This is a genomic window from Megasphaera jansseni, from assembly GCF_047974155.1.
Lineage (GTDB): Bacteria > Bacillota > Negativicutes > Veillonellales > Megasphaeraceae > Megasphaera.
Map to the genome: position 1 here is coordinate 13,980 of NZ_JBHYRR010000003.1, position 17,606 is coordinate 31,585.

15 protein-coding genes and 1 riboswitch are annotated in these 17,606 nt (G+C 55.2%); of the genes, 2 read left to right on the forward strand and 13 right to left on the reverse strand.

The window, feature by feature from the left end; genetic code table 11:
- Positions 1-11: 11 nt before the first annotated feature.
- The 7 genes from ACE418_RS01645 to metK all read right to left on the reverse strand — a co-directional run bounded on the left by ACE418_RS01645 (position 12) and on the right by metK (position 9,003).
- On the reverse strand, positions 12-719 hold the full coding sequence (locus tag ACE418_RS01645) for a Stp1/IreP family PP2C-type Ser/Thr phosphatase (RefSeq protein ID WP_298588976.1): 708 nt from the start codon (positions 717-719) through the stop codon (positions 12-14).
- Between the two features lie 69 nt (positions 720-788).
- Positions 789-1,817, reverse strand: a complete 1,029-nt coding sequence (gene rlmN, locus ACE418_RS01650) for a 23S rRNA (adenine(2503)-C(2))-methyltransferase RlmN (protein WP_416448875.1) — start codon at positions 1,815-1,817, stop codon at positions 789-791.
- A gap of 1 nt (position 1,818) precedes the next feature.
- Positions 1,819-3,150, reverse strand: a complete 1,332-nt coding sequence (gene rsmB, locus ACE418_RS01655) for a 16S rRNA (cytosine(967)-C(5))-methyltransferase RsmB (protein WP_416448876.1) — start codon at positions 3,148-3,150, stop codon at positions 1,819-1,821.
- A 99-nt stretch (positions 3,151-3,249) separates the two neighbouring features.
- Positions 3,250-4,185 carry a methionyl-tRNA formyltransferase gene (fmt, locus tag ACE418_RS01660; RefSeq protein WP_416448878.1) on the reverse strand — a complete coding sequence of 312 codons (936 nt, stop codon included), beginning with the start codon at positions 4,183-4,185 and terminating at the stop codon, positions 3,250-3,252.
- Positions 4,185-4,646 carry a peptide deformylase gene (gene def, locus ACE418_RS01665; protein ID WP_298588963.1) on the reverse strand — a complete coding sequence of 154 codons (462 nt, stop codon included), beginning with the start codon at positions 4,644-4,646 and terminating at the stop codon, positions 4,185-4,187. Before def ends, fmt begins: the two co-directional genes overlap by 1 nt.
- A gap of 463 nt (positions 4,647-5,109) precedes the next feature.
- Positions 5,110-7,467: a replication restart helicase PriA gene (gene priA / locus ACE418_RS01670; protein WP_416448879.1), complete on the reverse strand. Its 2,358-nt coding sequence runs from the start codon at positions 7,465-7,467 to the stop codon at positions 5,110-5,112.
- Between the two features lie 345 nt (positions 7,468-7,812).
- Positions 7,813-9,003, reverse strand: a complete 1,191-nt coding sequence (gene metK / locus ACE418_RS01675; protein ID WP_416448880.1) for a methionine adenosyltransferase — start codon at positions 9,001-9,003, stop codon at positions 7,813-7,815.
- A gap of 59 nt (positions 9,004-9,062) precedes the next feature.
- Positions 9,063-9,163, reverse strand: a riboswitch (SAM riboswitch).
- Positions 9,164-9,299: 136 nt separating this feature from the next.
- Here metK and ACE418_RS01680 point away from each other — a divergent pair.
- Positions 9,300-10,562 (forward strand): hypothetical protein, encoded by a 1,263-nt coding sequence (locus ACE418_RS01680; protein WP_416448882.1) that lies wholly within the window; start codon positions 9,300-9,302, stop codon positions 10,560-10,562.
- A 350-nt stretch (positions 10,563-10,912) separates the two neighbouring features.
- Here ACE418_RS01680 and coaBC read toward each other — a convergent pair whose 3' ends face one another.
- The 6 genes from coaBC to ACE418_RS01710 form a co-directional block, all read right to left on the reverse strand.
- The gene (coaBC, locus tag ACE418_RS01685; protein ID WP_416448883.1) at positions 10,913-12,127 is read right to left on the reverse strand and encodes a bifunctional phosphopantothenoylcysteine decarboxylase/phosphopantothenate--cysteine ligase CoaBC; all 1,215 of its coding nucleotides are present in this window, start codon (positions 12,125-12,127) and stop codon (positions 10,913-10,915) included.
- Between the two features lie 16 nt (positions 12,128-12,143).
- Positions 12,144-12,353, reverse strand: a complete 210-nt coding sequence (rpoZ, locus tag ACE418_RS01690) for a DNA-directed RNA polymerase subunit omega (protein WP_014016712.1) — start codon at positions 12,351-12,353, stop codon at positions 12,144-12,146.
- A gap of 15 nt (positions 12,354-12,368) precedes the next feature.
- Positions 12,369-12,983 carry a guanylate kinase gene (gene gmk / locus ACE418_RS01695; RefSeq protein WP_416448885.1) on the reverse strand — a complete coding sequence of 205 codons (615 nt, stop codon included), beginning with the start codon at positions 12,981-12,983 and terminating at the stop codon, positions 12,369-12,371.
- Between the two features lie 7 nt (positions 12,984-12,990).
- Positions 12,991-13,287, reverse strand: a complete 297-nt coding sequence (remA, locus tag ACE418_RS01700; protein ID WP_416449035.1) for an extracellular matrix/biofilm regulator RemA — start codon at positions 13,285-13,287, stop codon at positions 12,991-12,993.
- Entirely contained in the window at positions 13,287-14,174 is an 888-nt protein-coding gene (locus ACE418_RS01705) for a YicC/YloC family endoribonuclease (RefSeq protein WP_416448886.1), read from the reverse strand. The genes remA and ACE418_RS01705 overlap by 1 nt, the downstream gene beginning before the upstream one ends.
- Positions 14,175-14,343: 169 nt before the next feature.
- Complete coding sequence (locus ACE418_RS01710) at positions 14,344-16,047, reverse strand: Rqc2 family fibronectin-binding protein (protein ID WP_416448887.1); 1,704 nt, start codon at positions 16,045-16,047, stop codon at positions 14,344-14,346.
- Between the two features lie 180 nt (positions 16,048-16,227).
- Between ACE418_RS01710 and ACE418_RS01715 the strand changes: the two genes are divergently transcribed.
- Positions 16,228-17,583: a sensor domain-containing diguanylate cyclase gene (locus ACE418_RS01715; RefSeq protein ID WP_416448888.1), complete on the forward strand. Its 1,356-nt coding sequence runs from the start codon at positions 16,228-16,230 to the stop codon at positions 17,581-17,583.
- The last annotated feature ends 23 nt before the right edge of the window (positions 17,584-17,606 follow it).

Sequence of the window (17,606 nt, forward strand, 5' to 3'; positions counted from 1 at the left end):
GTCGTTCCCGATTATATGGTTGTTAAAATTGCCGTGATATTATCTTTCGCCCCGTTTTCATAGACACGGGCAAAGAGATCATTGATGATTTCCCGCTCTGTCCGGCGGTAATCGCCGATGGCATCGTAAAGTTCCTGTTTCTGGATGAACGATGTCAGGCCGTCGGAACAAATCAGGATGCGATCTTTCGGCTGTACTTCAAAGGCTCCGCTGTCGACGACCAGGTTCTCATCGACGCCGACGGCTCTGGTCAGCACATGGCGCTGGGGATGATCCATCGCCTCTTCTTCAGTGATCTTGCCCTTGTCGAGCAGGACCTGGACGATGGTATGGTCGACGGAAATCTGTGTGAATTCCCCGTCGCGGTATAAGTAGATGCGGCTGTCCCCGACGTGGCCCCAGAAGGCCATATGCCGGGCCAGGGTCACCATGGACACGGTCGTCCCCATGCCCTTGAGCGAAGGGTCGATCAAGGTCTTGCTGAGGATGCTGGAATTCGCATATTGAATGGCTTTTTCCAGCTGTACCGGTGCTGCATAACTAAAGTTCTTGAAATAATACGCTATCGCTTCTACGGCCGTCTTGCTGGCGATTTCACCGCCTACATAGCCGCCCATACCGTCGGCTACGGCCAGTACGTTTTTCTCATGGCTGATATAAAAGGAATCTTCATTCACTTTCCGAACCAGGCCGATTTTGGATTCACCGTATGTGCCCAAATTCTCACGTCCTCTCACGGTGTTTCGTTATAGGTACACATTAATTCATATCATATTCGCCGTCACCTGTCAAATTTTTTCGCGTTTTATGCGCAGCTGACCGCAGGCGGCCTGGATCTGGCTGCCCATTTCCCGCCGCAACGTGACGGAAACGCCATGGCGCTGCAAGTACGTGACGAACTCGTTCATCGTCTTTTCATCGGGCCGGTAGAGGCCGACATCGTAGTTGTCGTTGATGGGGATGGCATTGACCAGGATGTTCTGGCCGCCCAGGAGACGGGCCAGTTCCTTGGCACAGGCATTGGTACAGGTCAGGCCTTTGATGAGGATGTATTCAAAGGTGACCTTCCGGCCGGTGACGTCGAAATAATGGCGGGCCGCCTTCAGGACCTCGTCGAGGGGATATTTCTCGGCAATCGGCATGATACGGCGCCGCAAGGCGTCGTTGGGGGCATGGAGGGATACGGCCAGGGTGATGGGCATCCCTTCTTTCGCCAGGTCGTACATCTTGGGGACGATGCCCGACGTCGACAAGGCCATGTTGCGATAGCCCAGGTAGAGCGTATCCTTATCATGGATGAGCTTCATGAAGCGGATGACATTGTCATAATTGAGCAGCGGTTCCCCGGTTCCCATGATGACAATGGAGTGCAACTCCGGCGTGACGTACTTGCGGAAGGCCAGGAGCTGGGCGACCATTTCGCCAGCCGACAAGTTGCGGACAAAGCCGTTCTTGGCCGAGGCACAGAAGGCGCAGTTGACGGCACAGCCGACCTGGGACGATACGCAGATGGAATTGCCATAGTCATGCTTCATGAGGACCGTTTCGACAGTCTCGCCGTCAGCCAGCTGCAATAAGAGCTTCACCGTCTGTCCATCGGGAGCGTCCAGGCGGGATACGACTTCCGGGAAATAAATCGGCAAGGCCGCATTCAATACTTCCCGGTCTTTTTTCGGTAACAGTACCATTTCATTCCAGGAAAAGATGTTTTGCTTATAGATATAATGAAAAATCTGGTCGGCCCGGAATTTTTTCATTCCCTGGGCGACGAGGAACGCTTGGAGTTCCTTTTTCGTCATATCAAATACATTACTCATGTCAGCCCTCCTTTTTCATGCGGGCAATGAAGAAACCGTCCAAGCCGTCGCGCTGCGGCAGGAGCTGGATGAAAGGCCCTTCATGGCCGGGAACAGGCAGCCACTGCGTCGCGTTTTCCACGTGGAATTCCGGATGGTTCTTCAAAAAGTCGGCTACGATGCGGCCGTTTTCATCATCATTGATAGTGCAGGTGCTGTAGACCAGGACGCCGCCAGGGCGGACGCACTGGGACGCACTGTCCAGGATGCGCCGCTGTAAGGCTGGCAGTGTGCGCAAATCACTGGGATTCTTGCGCCAGCGCAGGTCGATTTTATGGCGCAGGACACCGAGGCCCGAACAAGGGGCATCGACCAGGACCCGGTCGGCTTTGCCAGCATATTTCTGGCCGATCGTGCAGCCGTTCTGGAGCAGGGTCCGCACATTCTTGAGTCCCAGTTTCTGGGCATTATATTCGATGAGCCGCAGTTTATGCTCGTGGATATCGCCGCCGTAGACGACGCACGACGGACCGCCCAGTGCCGCCATATGGGTCGTCTTGCCGCCGGGAGCGGCGCAGACGTCGAAGATGACTTCGTGCGGTTTGGGGTCGACAATATGGGCTACCAGCTGGGATGGTTCATCCTGGATGATGGCCCGGCCATCGCGCAGGCACGTCAGTTCATGGATACCGGGATTGCCGTCGAGGTAGATACCATCCGGCGAAATCGCTGCCGGACGGGCCGGCAGGCCTTGCTTTTCCAGGTCGGCCAACAGATCTTCGCGACGGGTCTGAGCTGTATTGACGCGCAGGCACAGCGGCGGGATGGTATCGAAATATTGACAGAGCCGTTCCGTATCGTCCGGGCCGTAGGCTTCGAGCCAGCGGCGGACGAGCCATTCCTGCTGATGATAGGTCAGGGACAGATAGGCTGTGATATTTTCACTCTTATCGGGGATGACGAACTGGCTGCGGCGGCGGATGCTGTTGCGCAGCATGGCATTGACGAACTTGGCCATGCCCCGATTGCCGAACTTCGTCGCCATCTTGACGGCTTCATTGCAGGCCGCCGATTCGGGCACTTTAGTCATGCCGAATATCTGATATAAGCCCAGGCGGATGATGGCCAGGCAGACAGGGTCGAGTTTTTGCAGTTTGCGCGTACTGATCTGGGATATGATCCAGTCCAGATAGTTCAAGCAGCGCAGGGTGCCGTAGACCAGCTCCGTATAGAAGCGCCGGTCCCTATCGGCAAATTGATGAGTCTGTATCGCCTTGGAGACGACGATATTGCTATAGCCTTCATCGCGGCAGATAGTCAGCAGGCTCTGAAAGGCAATTTCACGAACGTTCATGGATTCCTCCCCATTTTTTTAAAAGCAGCAGCGAACAGCACAAAAGCAGGGCAACCGTCTTCTTTGCGGCAGTTGTCCCGCTTCTCTGCGCTGAGTCATTTATAATAATTCACCGGCCGTCAAGGCTGCGCTTTGCAGATATTGAGCAGCAGCCATGCGCTTGCGGCTTTCGGGCTGGACTTCGCGGATGCGCAAAGCCCCTTCCCCGGTCTGGACGGTGAATTGTTTCTTTGTCACCGATAATACCGTTCCCGGTGCAGCTTCTGCCCCTTCGACGACGTCAGCCGCCCAGATTTTCAGGCGTTTCCCATCCTGGCAAATCGTATAGGCGCCGGGATGGGGATCCAGCGTCCGGATGAGCCGTTCCAGTACGGCTGCGTCCTGGGACCAGTCGATGCAGGCTTCTTCCTTGGTAATCTTAGCCGTATACGTCGCCTGGCTTTCATCCTGAGCGACGGCACGGCTTTCATAGCCTTCCAGATCGGTCAGGACATCGAGCAGGGTCCGTGCCCCGAGGATAGACAATTTATCAAAGAGCGTCCCCGTCGTTTCCTTGGCATCCAGGGGAATGGCCGCTTTCTTCAGCATTTTCCCCGTATCCATGCCTTCGTCGAGGAGCATGATGGTCACGCCGCTTTCGGCTTCACCGTCCTTGATGGCATACTGTATCGGCGCGGCACCGCGGTATTTCGGCAGCAGCGAGCCATGGACGTTGAGGCAGCCATATTTCGGGATGTCCAGGACGGCCTTCGGCAAGATTTTGCCGTAAGCGATGACGATGATGACGTCCGGTGCCAGATGGCGGAGCTGGTCGATGACGTCGTCACTGCGCATGGAATCGGGCTGGAAGACAGGAATTCCCAGTTCCAGGGCCTTTTCCTTGACCGGCGAGAAAGTCACCTTCTTGCCGCGTCCCCGCTGTTTATCGGGCTGGCTGTAGACGGCGGCGATATCATAGCCGGCCTGGGCCAGGCTTTCCAGGGACGGGACAGAAAAGTCCGGCGTCCCCATGAATACGATACGTAACTTATCCATTAGTTCCCTACTTTCTGCAGATCCGTCGCCTTTTCGATGAACAGATGCCCATAGAGATGGTCGATTTCATGCTGGAAAATGCGGGCCAGGAAACCTTCCGGTTCATAGATGACAGTCTTGCCATGGCGCGTCAACGAACGGACCTTAATTTTAGAAGCCCGTTCCACTTTGCCGTAATATCCGGGGATGCTCAGGCAGCCTTCGGTGTCGACATTGGTTTCGTCCGATTTTTCCAGGATTTCCGGATTGATGAGCTCGATGAGACCGTTGCCGTCGTCGAGGACGATGAGCTGCAGCGATTCATTGACCTGCGGTGCCGCTAAGCCGACGCCTTCAGCCGCATACATCGTTTCTGCCATGTCATCGAGCAATTTCTTTATATGTTTATTTACTTTCGTAACGGGTTTCGCCGTCGCTTTCAGGACGGGGTCCCCGGCTTTAATAATAGTAAGTACTGCCATGTAACTTTCACCTCATTGTAATAATAAAAATGCTTATTCTGTTCTATTATAGTATGAAATCGCCAGAAATGCTATAGATTCCTTATAATTGCTTGAAATGGCCCATTCCTCTTCTGTCTACATTGTCAGCAACGGAAGAAGTAGTACTGAAAGCGGTGACGGACGTATCCTAAAGGGCGCTATGGCCATGAAGTTTCTCAGAACGCTTCTTCCATCTTTTGTATTTTGCACTACTGGAGTCACCACATGGGCGACCCATTAGGAATTTGGATGATTCCACCAACAGCCTGTCCGGGAAAGCACACATATCCTAGAGCGGGACCGCCACGTGCAAGCCCCTACAATGGCTGTAGGGATTCCGTAAAATCCCTGTAGGGCGCCACGTGGGGCGCCCGTTTCTACCTGATGTGGGAATGTGCTCATATCACGGATGGGCTGAAAAGGCAGGTACGATTATAAAGGATTATGCGGGATCGACGTCGATGAGGACGCCGGTCTGCCAGCAGGCCGGGAGATGCTGCATGGCTTTTTTGATGGCTGTCAGGTCTTTTCCGGTCAGGGAAAGGACGACGCGGTATTTATTGCGTATCTTCTTGATGACGTCTTCGTAGGGGCCGATGACGGCCACTTCATCGCCATGGTCCCGGTTCCAGCCATTCAAGGCCGCTGCGACGTCGTTGGCTTTGCGCCAGGCTTGTTCTTCCGATTCGTCCTGGACTAAGATTTTGGCCATTTCCTGGAAAGGCGGATAGCCCAATTCTTTCCGGAACTGGATTTCCTGGTCATAAAAGGCCTTGTAATCCTGGCGGGCAGCGCACTGGATGACGTAGTGGTCCGGTGCGTAAGTCTGCATGACGACGCGGCCTGGGATATCGCCGCGGCCGGCCCGGCCAGCCGCCTGGGTCAGGAGCTGGAAGGTCCGTTCACCAGCCCAGTAGGCCGGAATATTGAGCAGGCTGTCGGCTGACAAGATGCCGACGGCACTGACGCCGGGGAAATCGTGGCCTTTGGCGACCATCTGCGTCCCCAGGAGGATGTCGTATTCATGGCGGCGGAAGGCTTCGATGATGCGGTCGCCACTGTGCTTGCGGCTGGTCGTATCCTGATCGAGTCGGACGATGCGTGCCCTTGGCAGGAGTTCATGGAGCTGCTGTTCCACTTTTTCCGTGCCGCTGCCAAAGAATTTGATATATTTACTGCCACATGACGGGCATACCGTCGGTACGGGCTTTTCAGCATCGCAGTAGTGACAGCGCAGGTGGGCGGCCTGGCGGTGGTAGACCATGGCCACGTCACAGGTATCGCATTTGACGACATAGCCGCACTTACGGCACATGACAAAAGTCGAAAAGCCGCGGCGATTGAGCAGGATGATGGCCTGCTGGCGAGCCGCCAGGGTCTCTTCCAGGAGGTTCAATAAGGTATCGGAAACGACACGGTAGTTCCCACGGGCCAATTCATCGCGCATATCGACGACCTGGACCGAAGGCAGCGGCCGCTGGCCGACGCGCTCAGTCAGCTCGACCAGCACATAGTCACCCTGCAGAGCCCTATAGTAGTCGCCCAGTGCCGGCGTCGCACTGCCCAGGACAACGGGACAGCCATAGTAGGCGGCCCGCTGGCGGGCGACCGCGACGGCATGATAGCGCGGCGCTTCATCCTGCTTATACGAACTGTCATGGGCTTCGTCGACGATGAACAGACCGATGGACTGGGCCGCCGTGAAGACAGCCGACCGGGCACCGATGCAGATATGGCTGGTCCCATTTTGCATACGCAGCCAATTGTTGCGTTTCTCCCCTTGAGAAAGCTGGCTGTGCATGACGACGACATCGTCGCCGAAGCGGCGCAGGAAGCGGCGGACAATCTGACCGGTCAGGGCGATTTCCGGCACTAAGACGACGACCTGCCGGCCCTCTTTCAGGACTTGGCTGGCCAGCTGCATATAGATTTCGGTCTTGCCGCTGCCAGTGATGCCGTGGAGGACGTAGGTTCTGCCTTGTTCATCACTTCCGATAACTCTAACTGCCTGGCGTTGTTCCGGTGTCAAGGTAAAAGGAACATCACTGGAAAGGGTCGGCAGGATATTCGTCGTCCTGGCCGGCCGCTGGCTCCAGCGGGCCAGCCCCGTTGCGCAGAGGCGGCGCATGAGGTCACGGCTGTAGCCCTGGCCCTGCCAATAGGAAACGGCTCCTTCCCCCTTCTCTTTCAAGGCCTGGAGCAATTCCTGCTGACGCCGCCGGCCGTGGAGGAGGTCTTCTTCATCATCATGGACAAAAGAAAGCCAGTCTTCCATCTTGTCGGCAATCTGGTTCTTATAGTAAGTCCGGCTGGTCAGGACCTGACGGGCTAAGGCCTGTTCTACGAGTTCTTTGCCAAAACGGCGGACAAGGCTGCCCTTTTCACGGCTTCCCTTGTCGGCCACATAGGCCTGGAGCTGCCGCCCTTCAGGACTCACCGGCGTGGCCGGGCCGACGGATAAAAGGTCCTGACGGACCAGGCCCTTCTTATCGATCATGAACAGGCGCAGGGCTTCCGAAAGGTTGCAGACATAGTAGTCACGGATCCAGAGGGCCGTGCGGATCATTTCTTCCTGGAACCCCGTCTGCGTCGACAGCAGGCCCTCGACGGGTTTCAGCGTGAAATCAGCCGGTTCATCCAGCTGCTCATGCAGGGCGACGACGATGCCCTCTTCCCGGCGGTGTCCAAAGGGCACGAGGACACGGCTGCCGATGCGGACGGCCAGGCCGTCAGGAACGATATAGGAAAAGGTCTGCTGCAGCCGTTTCGCCGTCGTATTGATGATGATTTCAGCAATCAAAGGGACACCTCCTTTGTGTAGGGCTGTCGCACGAAAGCTTCTGCCATCATGCGAGACCCCGTTTACTTTATGGTTTGTAGCACAGAGTTTGTAGTTTGCAGAGAAAACCTTCAAATTTAAAACCATCCGCTAACAACTTGAAAGGAGCTGTCGCACGAAGGTTTTTGCCATCATGCGAGGCCCCTTCAACTTAAAAGTTTTTCGTTCGTAGTTCATCGTTCATCGCGATGGATTGATATTTTTAATCCCATACGACAAACGATGAACGACCTACGATCAACGTAAAAAGAGGCTGTCTTAATGCGACAGCCTCTTTTCTGAATGTTCAGTTTATCGAACCGCCTCTTATAAGCCGGCTTCTTTGCGGAGCGTGTCGGCTTTGTCTGTCTTTTCCCAAGGCAGGTCGAGGTCGTTGCGGCCGAAGTGGCCATAGGCAGCGGTCTGTTTATAAATCGGACGCTGCAAGTCGAGCATGGCGATGATGCCAGCCGGACGGAGGTCGAAGTTCTTTTCGATGAGTTCGACGATTTTTTCGTTCGGGACTTTACCCGTACCGAAAGTTTCGACGTGGATGGAAACCGGGCGGGCTACGCCGATGGCATAAGCCAGCTGGATTTCGCATTTGTCAGCCAGGCCGGCAGCGACGACGTTCTTGGCGACGTAACGGGCTGCATAAGCGGCCGAACGGTCAACTTTTGTGGGGTCCTTGCCGGAGAAGGCACCGCCGCCATGACGAGCCATGCCGCCATAGGTATCGACGATGATCTTACGGCCTGTGAGGCCCGAATCGCCCTGCGGACCGCCGATGACGAAGCGGCCAGTCGGGTTGATGAAGAGCTTCGTCTTGTCGTCGAACAAGCCTTCCGGCAGTTCCGGTTTGATGACGAATTCGAGGAGGTCGCTTTCAATCTGTTCGCGGCCGACTTCGGGGCTGTGCTGTGCCGAAATGACAATAGTATCGATGCGGACCGGTTTGCCGTCTTCATATTCGACCGTGACCTGGGTCTTGCCATCGGGACGGAGATACGGCAGCGTGCCATCCTTGCGGACTTTGGCCAGGCGGCGTGCCAGGCGGTGTGCCAGGGAAATCGGCAGCGGCATGTAGTCGTCCGTTTCGTTGGTGGCATAGCCGAACATCATGCCCTGGTCGCCAGCGCCGATGGTATCGAATTTATCCGTATTGCCTTCTTTCTTTTCCAAGGCATCGTCGACGCCCATCGCGATATCCGGAGACTGTTCGTCCAGGGAAACGAGAACGCCGCAGGTGTCGCAGTCAAAGCCATATTTAGCGCGGGTATAGCCGATTTCACGGATCGTTTCGCGGACGATGTGCGGGATATCGACGTAGCACGTCGTAGAAATTTCACCGACGACGTGTACCATGCCAGTCGTTACCAGGGTTTCGCAGGCAACGCGGGCGTTTTTATCTTTTGCAAGAATGGCATCCAAAATGCTGTCCGAAATCTGGTCAGCCATTTTATCGGGATGGCCTTCGGTTACGGATTCGGATGTAAAGAATTCACGATTTTTAGCCATGAGTGATCCTCCTTAAAAAAAATTCCCCTCATTCATGACTTCATGAGAGGGGCTTCTAATCCCCATCTGCCAGTATATCACTGCTGGAATTAGCACCTTTCATAGCTGAAGGTTGCTGCGACATCACAGGGCCAGTCCCTCCGTCGTCTCTTGATGGTTCTTTATTTGGTTTGCTTATCCATTATAATTCAAGTCCGTCTATTTTGCAAGTATTTTTTATGCCTAAAAAACATTGTCTACTAGACGTTGCCCCATGGGCAGGGTTATAATGTAAAAGATAGAAAGGATGATTAGATATGACCAAATTGCGGCCTAGAGATATATTCTTCAACGACCCTTATTTCGATTATGCAACCTGCAGCAAGCCCGGCGACCTGCGGCTGGCCAAGCGGGTAGAAGTATTGGGCAAATGGTACAAGACCCAGAGCCTGGTAACGACCCTTCTCACCCAGGAACGGCTGACCTTCAGCCGCCACACCGGCACGGACAAGGAAGACGCCTTGATACTGCGGATCTATGAACGGACAGCTGACCGGCTGCTCATCAACACGTATTATACGTCTAAGCAAAACCCGGAAGAAATCTACGCCGGCACGATTCACCTCGAACGCTACGACATGGCCCAGACCATGGAATCCTTTTCCTATATGGGCATCATCGACCTGCTCATGCTCCAGACGGACAGCCAGATCCTCGGCCTGACCGATGTCTTTGAAGACATACAGATGGCCAAACACGCCGTAGCCCATGCCCTGGGCATCTATCTCATGGCCATCTGCGACCAGCCCTGGTCCGATGAAGCGGTCACAGGCGGTCAGGAAACGCCAGCCATGATGATGGGCAAAGAAAAAGAAGAACTTCAGCAGCTGCGGGAAGAAAAAGCCCAGATGGATGCTGACAGAGAAGAACTCCTGCGCCTGCGCCTGGAAGCCAAGAACCGCACGGCCGTCCTTTCTGAACTAGAACGGCTGCGCCAGGAACTCGATGCCGAACGGACCGGCCGCGAACAGGACCGCAAACAGTATGAAGACCGCATCCGCAAGCAGGAACAGTACATCGAAAAGATAAAGGAAACGGCATCCAGTCAGATTGCTGAACTCCTGGCCCTGCGCAAGGAACTCAATAAGCGCCAGGTACGGCCGGACTTGGCCAAGGGCCAGGCACCGCGGAAAGTGACGCCTCAGGAAGCGTCGCGTTCGGCCCGGGACCCGGAAGACCGCGGTCTGGACCTGCCCTCTTTCATGACCCAGCGCGATTATACGCGCCAGCTGGACCGTTTCCTCAAGGAACGCCAGATAGCCCTGGCCGGCGGCGATCCCGACTGGCAGCGCCGCATCCAGCGCCGTTTCAGTGCCGTTGTCGTCATCAGCGGCCGCCCGGGCGATGACCGGCTGCTGAAAGAATCAGCTCTCTTAGTCATCAACATGGAAGATGGCAAGACACCGCTCGTCCGCTGGGCCATTACCGAAGCCAAAGAAAAAGGCTGCCCCCTCCTCTCCATTGGCCCGACCAACCTCAACGGCTTCGCCAAAGCTATCGTAGGGCATGTGAGTGGTTAGTGGTTAGTGGTTCGTGGCTCGTGGCTCGTGGCTCGTGGTTCGTGGCTCGTGGTTCGTGGCTCGTGGTTCGTGGCGGGCCGCCCTTTGGGACGACCCCTACAACAACATTAAAGCCATTTGCTAACCCCTAGCGGCTAACTGCTAGCGGCTAAAAAAAGGCGCTGTCGCACGAAGGTTTTTGCCATCATGCGAGGCCCCTTCAACTTAAAAGTTTTTCGTTCGTAGTTCATCGTTCATCGCGATGGATTGATATTTTTAATCCCATACGACAAACGATGAACGACCTACGATCAACGTAAAAAGAGGCTGTCTTAATGCGACAGCCTCTTTTTTCTGCAAACTCCCTGCTATCAGCTATGTTTTTTCTCCATAATGGCAGCCGCACGGGCTACGATGATGGCAGCGAGTTCGTCTTTATCCATTTTTTCTAATTTTTCCATAGAGCCGTCGGGGAAAAGCAGGGTGGCGATGTTAGTCGTCCCTTTGAAGCCGGCCCCTTCGGCGCTGACGTCGTTGGCGACGAGCATGTCGAGGTTCTTCTTCTTGAGCTTCTTCGTGCCGTATTCGATGACGTTCGTCGTTTCAGCAGCAAAGCCGACCAGGGTCTGATGGGTCTTGCGCTGGCCCAGGCCGTAGAGGATATCGGGATTCTTGGCCATTTCAATGGTCAGGGTATCGTCGTTCTTCTTGATCTTGTTTTCTGCCGGATGGGCCGAACGGTAATCGGCGACAGCTGCCGCCTTGATGACCAGGTCGCAGTCATCGTAATAGGAATCGACAGCCGTCTTCATGTCGCGCGTACTGCCGACATCGATGCGGCGAGCCAGGCCGACCGGCGTCTTGAGGTTGTCCGTCGTCCCGGCGACAAGGGTGACTTCTGCCCCTGCCATGACGGCAGCCTTGGCGATGGCAAAACCCATGCGGCCGCTGGAATGGTTGCCGATGAAGCGGACCGGATCAATGGGTTCCCGCGTGCCGCCAGCCGTGACGATGACTTTCTTCCCTTTCAGGAGGTCATTGCGGCAGGCCAGGAGCTCGATGTAGTCGACGATGGTATCCGGTTCGGGCAGGCGGCCGACGCCGTCGATGCCACAGGCCAGATGACCGCTGTCAGGAGCGATGAAATGGTAGCCGAACTTCTTCAGTTTAGCCATATTGTCCTGGGTAATGGGGTTGAGATACATGTTGGTATTCATGGCCGGTGCGATGAGGACCGGTGCCGTCGTAGCCATGACGGTCGTCGACAGCATGTCATCGGCAATGCCGTTAGCGACCTTGCCGATGATGTCGGCCGTCGCCGGAGCGATGACGAAGACGTCGGCCCAGCGGGCCAGGGCGATGTGTTCTACATTGAATTCGGGCACATCGTCGAACATGGATACGGCAACGGGATTGCCGGAAATTTCCCGCATCGTCAAGGGCGTGATCAGTTTCGTCGCATGGTCGGTCATGATGCATTTGACTTCGGCCCCCCGCTTGCGGAGCTGGCTGGCGATGGAAGCCGCCTTGAAGGCCGCAATGCCGCCAGTGATCCCTAAGACAATCTTTTTCTTTTCCAAGCTCATGGAAAACACCTCCGTGTTATTTAATGCCGTCACGCGGTGCTTCATACGTGATCTTGCCCTGGTCGATTTCTTCCATGGCAATAGAAACTACTTTGGTCGTATCGACGTCGACGAGGGGTTCGTCGCCATCGGTGAGCTGGCGGGCCCGTTTCGCAGCCAGCGTAACCAGCGTATATTTGCTGTCTACTTTAGTCATCAGGGATTCAAGGGTCGGTTTAATTAACATAGTTCATCTCTCCTATTATTTGTACAATTCTTTCGTATGGGCGATGCGATAGGCATTGCGCGTCACTTTACACTGTTCGGCTTTCAAGATGGAAGCCGCTTCGTCGACGGCCTTATCCAGGTCATCGTTGACGATGACATAATCATAGCGGTCGATCCAGTCCAGCTCTTCCCGGGCCTTAGCCAGGCGTCCGGCGATGACCTCATCCGAATCGGTCTGACGGCCGCGGAGGCGTTTTTCCAGGACAGCCCGGCTGGGCGGTACGATGTAGATGAAGACACCCTGGGGATAGCGTTTTTTGACCTGCATGGCCCCCTGGATATCGATTTCCAGCATGACATGCTTGCCTTCTTCCAGCATCTGGTAAACGTACTTCTTCGGCGTGCCGTAGTAGTGGTCGTAGACCTTGGCGTGTTCCAGGAAGGCATCTTCGGCCAGGAGCTGCTCGAACCGCGCGTTATCGGCAAAATAATAATTGACGCCGTCTACTTCCCCGGGCCGGGGGTCTCGGGTCGTCATGGAAATGGAATACTGGATGTTCGGGAACTGTTCCCGCAGAGCGGAACAGATGGTCCCCTTGCCGGCTCCGGACGGGCCGGATACGACGATGAGCAATCCGGAATCATTCATAGCATTATTACTCCTTTTCTGTTTCCCCGTCTTCGGCGGCATCCTCCCAGAAGGAATCGCTGCCGGCGGGAACGATGCGGTGAGAAATCGTCTCGGGCTGTAACGCCGACAAGATGATCCAGCCGTTGTCCATGACCAGGACCGACCGGGTCTTGCGGCCAAAAGTCGCATCGATGAGGGTATTCCCATCACGGGCATCCTGGACGAGGCGCTTGATGGGCGCCGATTCAGGACTGATGATGGCCACGACTTTGTCGCCCATGACGACATTGCCGAAGCCGATATTTAATAAGTTGAAATTCATCATTCGATATTCTGCACCTGTTCGCGTATCTTTTCGATTTCATTCTTGAGCTGCAGGACCGCTTCGGTCACGGTCAGGTCGCCGGCCTTGGAACCGATGGTGTTAGTCTCGCGGTTCATTTCCTGGATGAGGAAATCGAGCTTGCGCCCTACTTCACCGGGGCTTTGCAGCATGGTGTGCAGCTGGTTCAGATGGCTGCGGAAGCGGACGACTTCTTCGGTGAAATCGATTTTATCCGAATACATGGCCACTTCCTGCAAAAGGCGGTCCTCGTCGGGAACGGCGGCCTGGACCTTGTCCATGAGGGCCAGGATTTTCTTTTCCAGTCGTTCTTCATAGGCCTGGACGATGACGTCCTTGCGGCTGGCAATGGATTCGACAAGGGCTGCCATCTTATCGGCCCGGCCGAGGAGATCGCGGCTGATATTGGCCCCTTCCCGTTCGCGCATGGCGACCATGCTGTCCAGAGCGTTCTTCAAGGCCGCTTCAAAGGGCGGCCAGCTGGCATCGGCGTCGATGGCCGGCGGTGTCTGGACGAACCAGTCCTTGGTCAGAGACGTCACATCGCCGAGGGTCACGGCCTGGCCTGCAAAAAAACGGTCATTGGCATCCTGCAACGCCGTCTTGACTGCACCCAAGGCGGCGTGGTCGATGCGGACATCCGGTGCCGCCGGATCCAGGTCCTGGACAGTGACGAAGACATCGACTTTCCCCCGCTTGAGGACGGCCTTGATGCCGCTGCGCAGCCGGTCTTCCAGCGCCAGATAAGCATGAGGCATGCGGATATTCAATTCCAAAAAACGTTGGTTCACAGCGCGCATTTCAATGGTGACAGCCAGCTTCCCATCATTGCCGGAGCCGCTGCCAAACCCAGTCATACTTCGCATTTACGAACCCCCTTATTATTCTATTCAATACTTTATTATACCCTAAACAGCTTAATTTTGGCAATATTTTACCAAACTTCAAACGATAAAAGGCAACCTCTCAGTCAGCTTCGCTGACAGCTCTCCTATGAGGAGAGCCTTGCGGCCTGACCCTACGAACCACGAACCACTATTTTTTCGGTTCTACCATGTACGTTGTCTGGTCGGTGAAGATGACGTAGCCTGGGACGGCGTGGGCCGGTTTCTTGACGTGGCGCACGAGGGTACAGTCGACTTCGACTTTCGAGCTTTCCCGGGCCTTGCTGTAGTAGGCGGCCAGCTGGGCGGCCCGTTCAATCTGGGCCTCTGTCGGTGTCACGTTATGGCAGGCCAGGATGACGTGGGAGCCGGGCTGGTTCTTGACGTGGAACCAGAGGTCATAGGGATGGGCTTTCTTCAAAGTCAAAAAGTCGTTCTGCCGATTATTGCGGCCGACCCAGATGTCGAGGCCATCGGCCTGGAGAGTCAGGATATCCTGAGCCGATTCTTTCTTGAGTTTATCCCGGTTATGACCGCTGATGAGGTTCATCTGCTTCATTTCGGCCTTGATATCGGCGATTTCATCTTTGGTGCTCGTGTTTTCCAGCGCATATTCCAGTGAATAGAGGTAATCCAGGTGTTTCTGGTTCTCTTCGTGGAGCTGGGCCGACATCTGCTTGCGGTTGCGCATCTTGGTGTAGCGCTTGTAATAGCGGTTGGCATTGTCTGTCATGGAATAGGCCGGGTTCAAGGGGATGGTCACCTTTTCCTGGGCTTCCGACAGGAGATTCTGGACGGTCACTTCTTTTTCATGGTCGTGTTTTTCGTAGGCATAGATCATGAGCAGGTCGCCGTAGAGCTTGTACGTATCCATCTTCTTCGTTTCTTTCATCTCGCTGGCAATGCGCTTGATCTTGCGCTTCTGCTTTTCGATGAGCTTGCCGACTTTCTTCTGCAGCTGTTCCTGTTCGCCGTTGAGGCTGCGGTGCGTCGCCTGGTATTCGCTGAGGTACGTTTCGATGAGCTTGAAATGGCGCCGCGGATATGGGGCCAGGCTGTGCAGTTCCAGCGGGAAGATGACTTCCTTGCCCTTGACCGTATAGACATAGGCGCCGGAAATGCCGTCCAGGCGCTTGCCAAAGGCTTCGACCGTGCGGCACCAGGCAAAGCGGTCGGCTGGCGACAAGTCCCCTACGGGGCGCGCTGCGTCGATGCCTGAATCATAGGCCAGTTCGTTGAGGACGATTGTACTCATGCCGTTGAAGCGCTTGAGCATCCACGTCTTGAGCGGTTCATCCGTGCCCGTTTCCATCATGTCCATCAGTTCCTGGGCCGAAAAGGCAAAGGGATCCATGCGCATGAAGTTCGGCGGGAAAGCGTAGGGTTCCTTGGGGGCAATGGTCCGCAGGGCCTGCTTGTTCTTGCTCGTCTTGATGAGGGCTTCGATGATGGTGCCGTCTTCGGTAAAGATGACATTGCTGTATTTGCCCATGAGTTCGACGTGGATCTTGCGCGTCACCAGACGGCCCGACATATCGAGGACGTCGACGGCGATTTCGATGAGCCGGTCCAGGTGCAGCTGGGCGATGGAAGCGATGCGGCCGTTTTCATAATATTTGCGCAGGAACATGCAGAGGCCCGTCGGGATATCCGGCGTCGGCGGCATCGTATCGGCGACGTACAGGCGCGGCGAATCGTCCAGTGTGATGACCAGGTGATGGATGCCCGTATCGTTGAAGATGCGGAAATAGAGGGACCGGGCGTCGAGCTGATAGATTTTAGAAATCTGGCCGCCCTTGAGGATGTCGGCCAGTTCATTCGTAATGCAATGTAATGTGATACCATCCAAGTTCACGATGATACCTCCTTATCGTAATTCTCACTGTGATAACAATCCTTTTTATGATACCATGTTTTGCCGCGTCCTGTGAAGAGGCGCAAAGAGATGTTGTAGGCAAGTCCTATCTATGTTATGATGGATGTATCCATTTAGGACCGGCAATCAGTATACATTATATTTAATTAGGTGGTATAAATGAATAACTACTGTTTTGACCCAGATTTATTTGAAGACATACCGACACCGTATGCCGTCTTCAAAGTCCTCCTGGCGGAAGATGGGAAGTCCGTGGAAAATACGCAATACGTCTATGTGAATCAGTCGTATTGCCTTTTTTCAGGCTGCTGCCGGGAAGACTTGATCGGACGCCGCTTCCTCGATGTCTATCAAAAAGGCGATGCCCGCTGGCTGGACTACTGCTGGCAGGCCGTGACGACAGGCCAGGCCATCCACGACAGCTTGTACAGCCCGGAAATCAATCACTGGCTGACCTTTACGGCTGCCCCGCTGGAAAAGCCGGGCTACGTGGCCTTCATCTTCATGGACGTCGATGACGAACGGCTGGAACAGATGAATTTCCGCCGCAAGCGCCTGACCAACGAAGCCATCATCAAGGTATCCAAGATTCTCAACAGTGACGAAGCCTATGGCGCTTCCATGGACCATGCGCTGAAAGAATTGGGGACCTTGATCCATCCCGACCGCCTGTACATCCTGGAAACGGATGGCACGACGGTTTCCAACACCTTTGAGTGGTGTGCCTCCGGTATCTCGTCGGAAATCGCGACCTTGCAGGATCTGGATTACCACGTCTACCTAGCCTGCTGGGAACGGTTCCTCAAGGATTCGTCCCTGGTCCTCATCGAAGACATCGAGGCCCTGCGCGGCGATGACCTGCGGGCTTACGAAAATCTCAAACGCCAGGGCATCGAGCGTCTCATCGCCGTCCCCTTCTACCATAAACAGCGTTTATGGGGCTATTTAGTCGCCGACAATTATGAAATCAACAACTTCGTCAATACCGTCGACGTGATGGAAACGATTTCTTATTTCATCAGCGCCAAGATTACGACGCACCGCCTGGTCATGCAGCTGGACCACTTGAGCTTCTACGACAGCCTGACGGGCATCCAGAACCGCAATGCCTATACACGGCGCATCGACGAGCTGCTAAAGCAGCACGACACCATAGGCGTCATCTTTGCCGATCTGAACGGCCTGAAAGCCATCAACGACCGGGAAGGCCACCTGGCCGGCGATAAGGCCCTGCGGGATGTAGCGGCCCTGCTGGCCCGCTGCTTCGGCAGGAAGGAAGTCTATCGCACAGGCGGCGACGAATTCGTCATCTTCCTGCCAGGCGCCGCGGAAAAGCAGTTCCAGGCCTGCCTGGCCTCTCTCCGCAACCGGGCCGCCGGCGAATGTCCCCTGTCCATCGCCATCGGCGGCCAATGGACCGACGACGCCGCACAGATATTGCAGGCCATCCACGCCGCAGACAACGCCATGTACCAGGACAAAGAAGCCTATTATCATGCCCTTAAGCGGGGTTAGGGGTTCGTGGCTAGTGGCTAGTG

Bases quoted from the DNA above. Each gene is read 5' to 3' on its own strand.
- def (WP_298588963.1), bottom strand. From the start codon at position 4,646: ATGGCAGTACTTACTATTATTAAAGCCGGGGACCCCGTCCTGAAAGCG.
- ACE418_RS01705 (WP_416448886.1), bottom strand. From the start codon at position 14,174: ATGCGAAGTATGACTGGGTTTGGCAGCGGCTCCGGCAATGATGGGAAG.
- rlmN (WP_416448875.1), bottom strand. From the start codon at position 1,817: ATGAGTAATGTATTTGATATGACGAAAAAGGAACTCCAAGCGTTCCTC.
- rpoZ (WP_014016712.1), bottom strand. From the start codon at position 12,353: ATGTTAATTAAACCGACCCTTGAATCCCTGATGACTAAAGTAGACAGC.
- ACE418_RS01680 (WP_416448882.1), top strand. From the start codon at position 9,300: ATGACCAAATTGCGGCCTAGAGATATATTCTTCAACGACCCTTATTTC.
- metK (WP_416448880.1), bottom strand. From the start codon at position 9,003: ATGGCTAAAAATCGTGAATTCTTTACATCCGAATCCGTAACCGAAGGC.
- coaBC (WP_416448883.1), bottom strand. From the start codon at position 12,127: ATGAGCTTGGAAAAGAAAAAGATTGTCTTAGGGATCACTGGCGGCATT.
- rsmB (WP_416448876.1), bottom strand. From the start codon at position 3,150: ATGAACGTTCGTGAAATTGCCTTTCAGAGCCTGCTGACTATCTGCCGC.
- gmk (WP_416448885.1), bottom strand. From the start codon at position 12,983: ATGAATGATTCCGGATTGCTCATCGTCGTATCCGGCCCGTCCGGAGCC.
- fmt (WP_416448878.1), bottom strand. From the start codon at position 4,185: ATGGATAAGTTACGTATCGTATTCATGGGGACGCCGGACTTTTCTGTC.
- remA (WP_416449035.1), bottom strand. From the start codon at position 13,287: ATGAATTTCAACTTATTAAATATCGGCTTCGGCAATGTCGTCATGGGC.
- ACE418_RS01715 (WP_416448888.1), top strand. From the start codon at position 16,228: ATGAATAACTACTGTTTTGACCCAGATTTATTTGAAGACATACCGACA.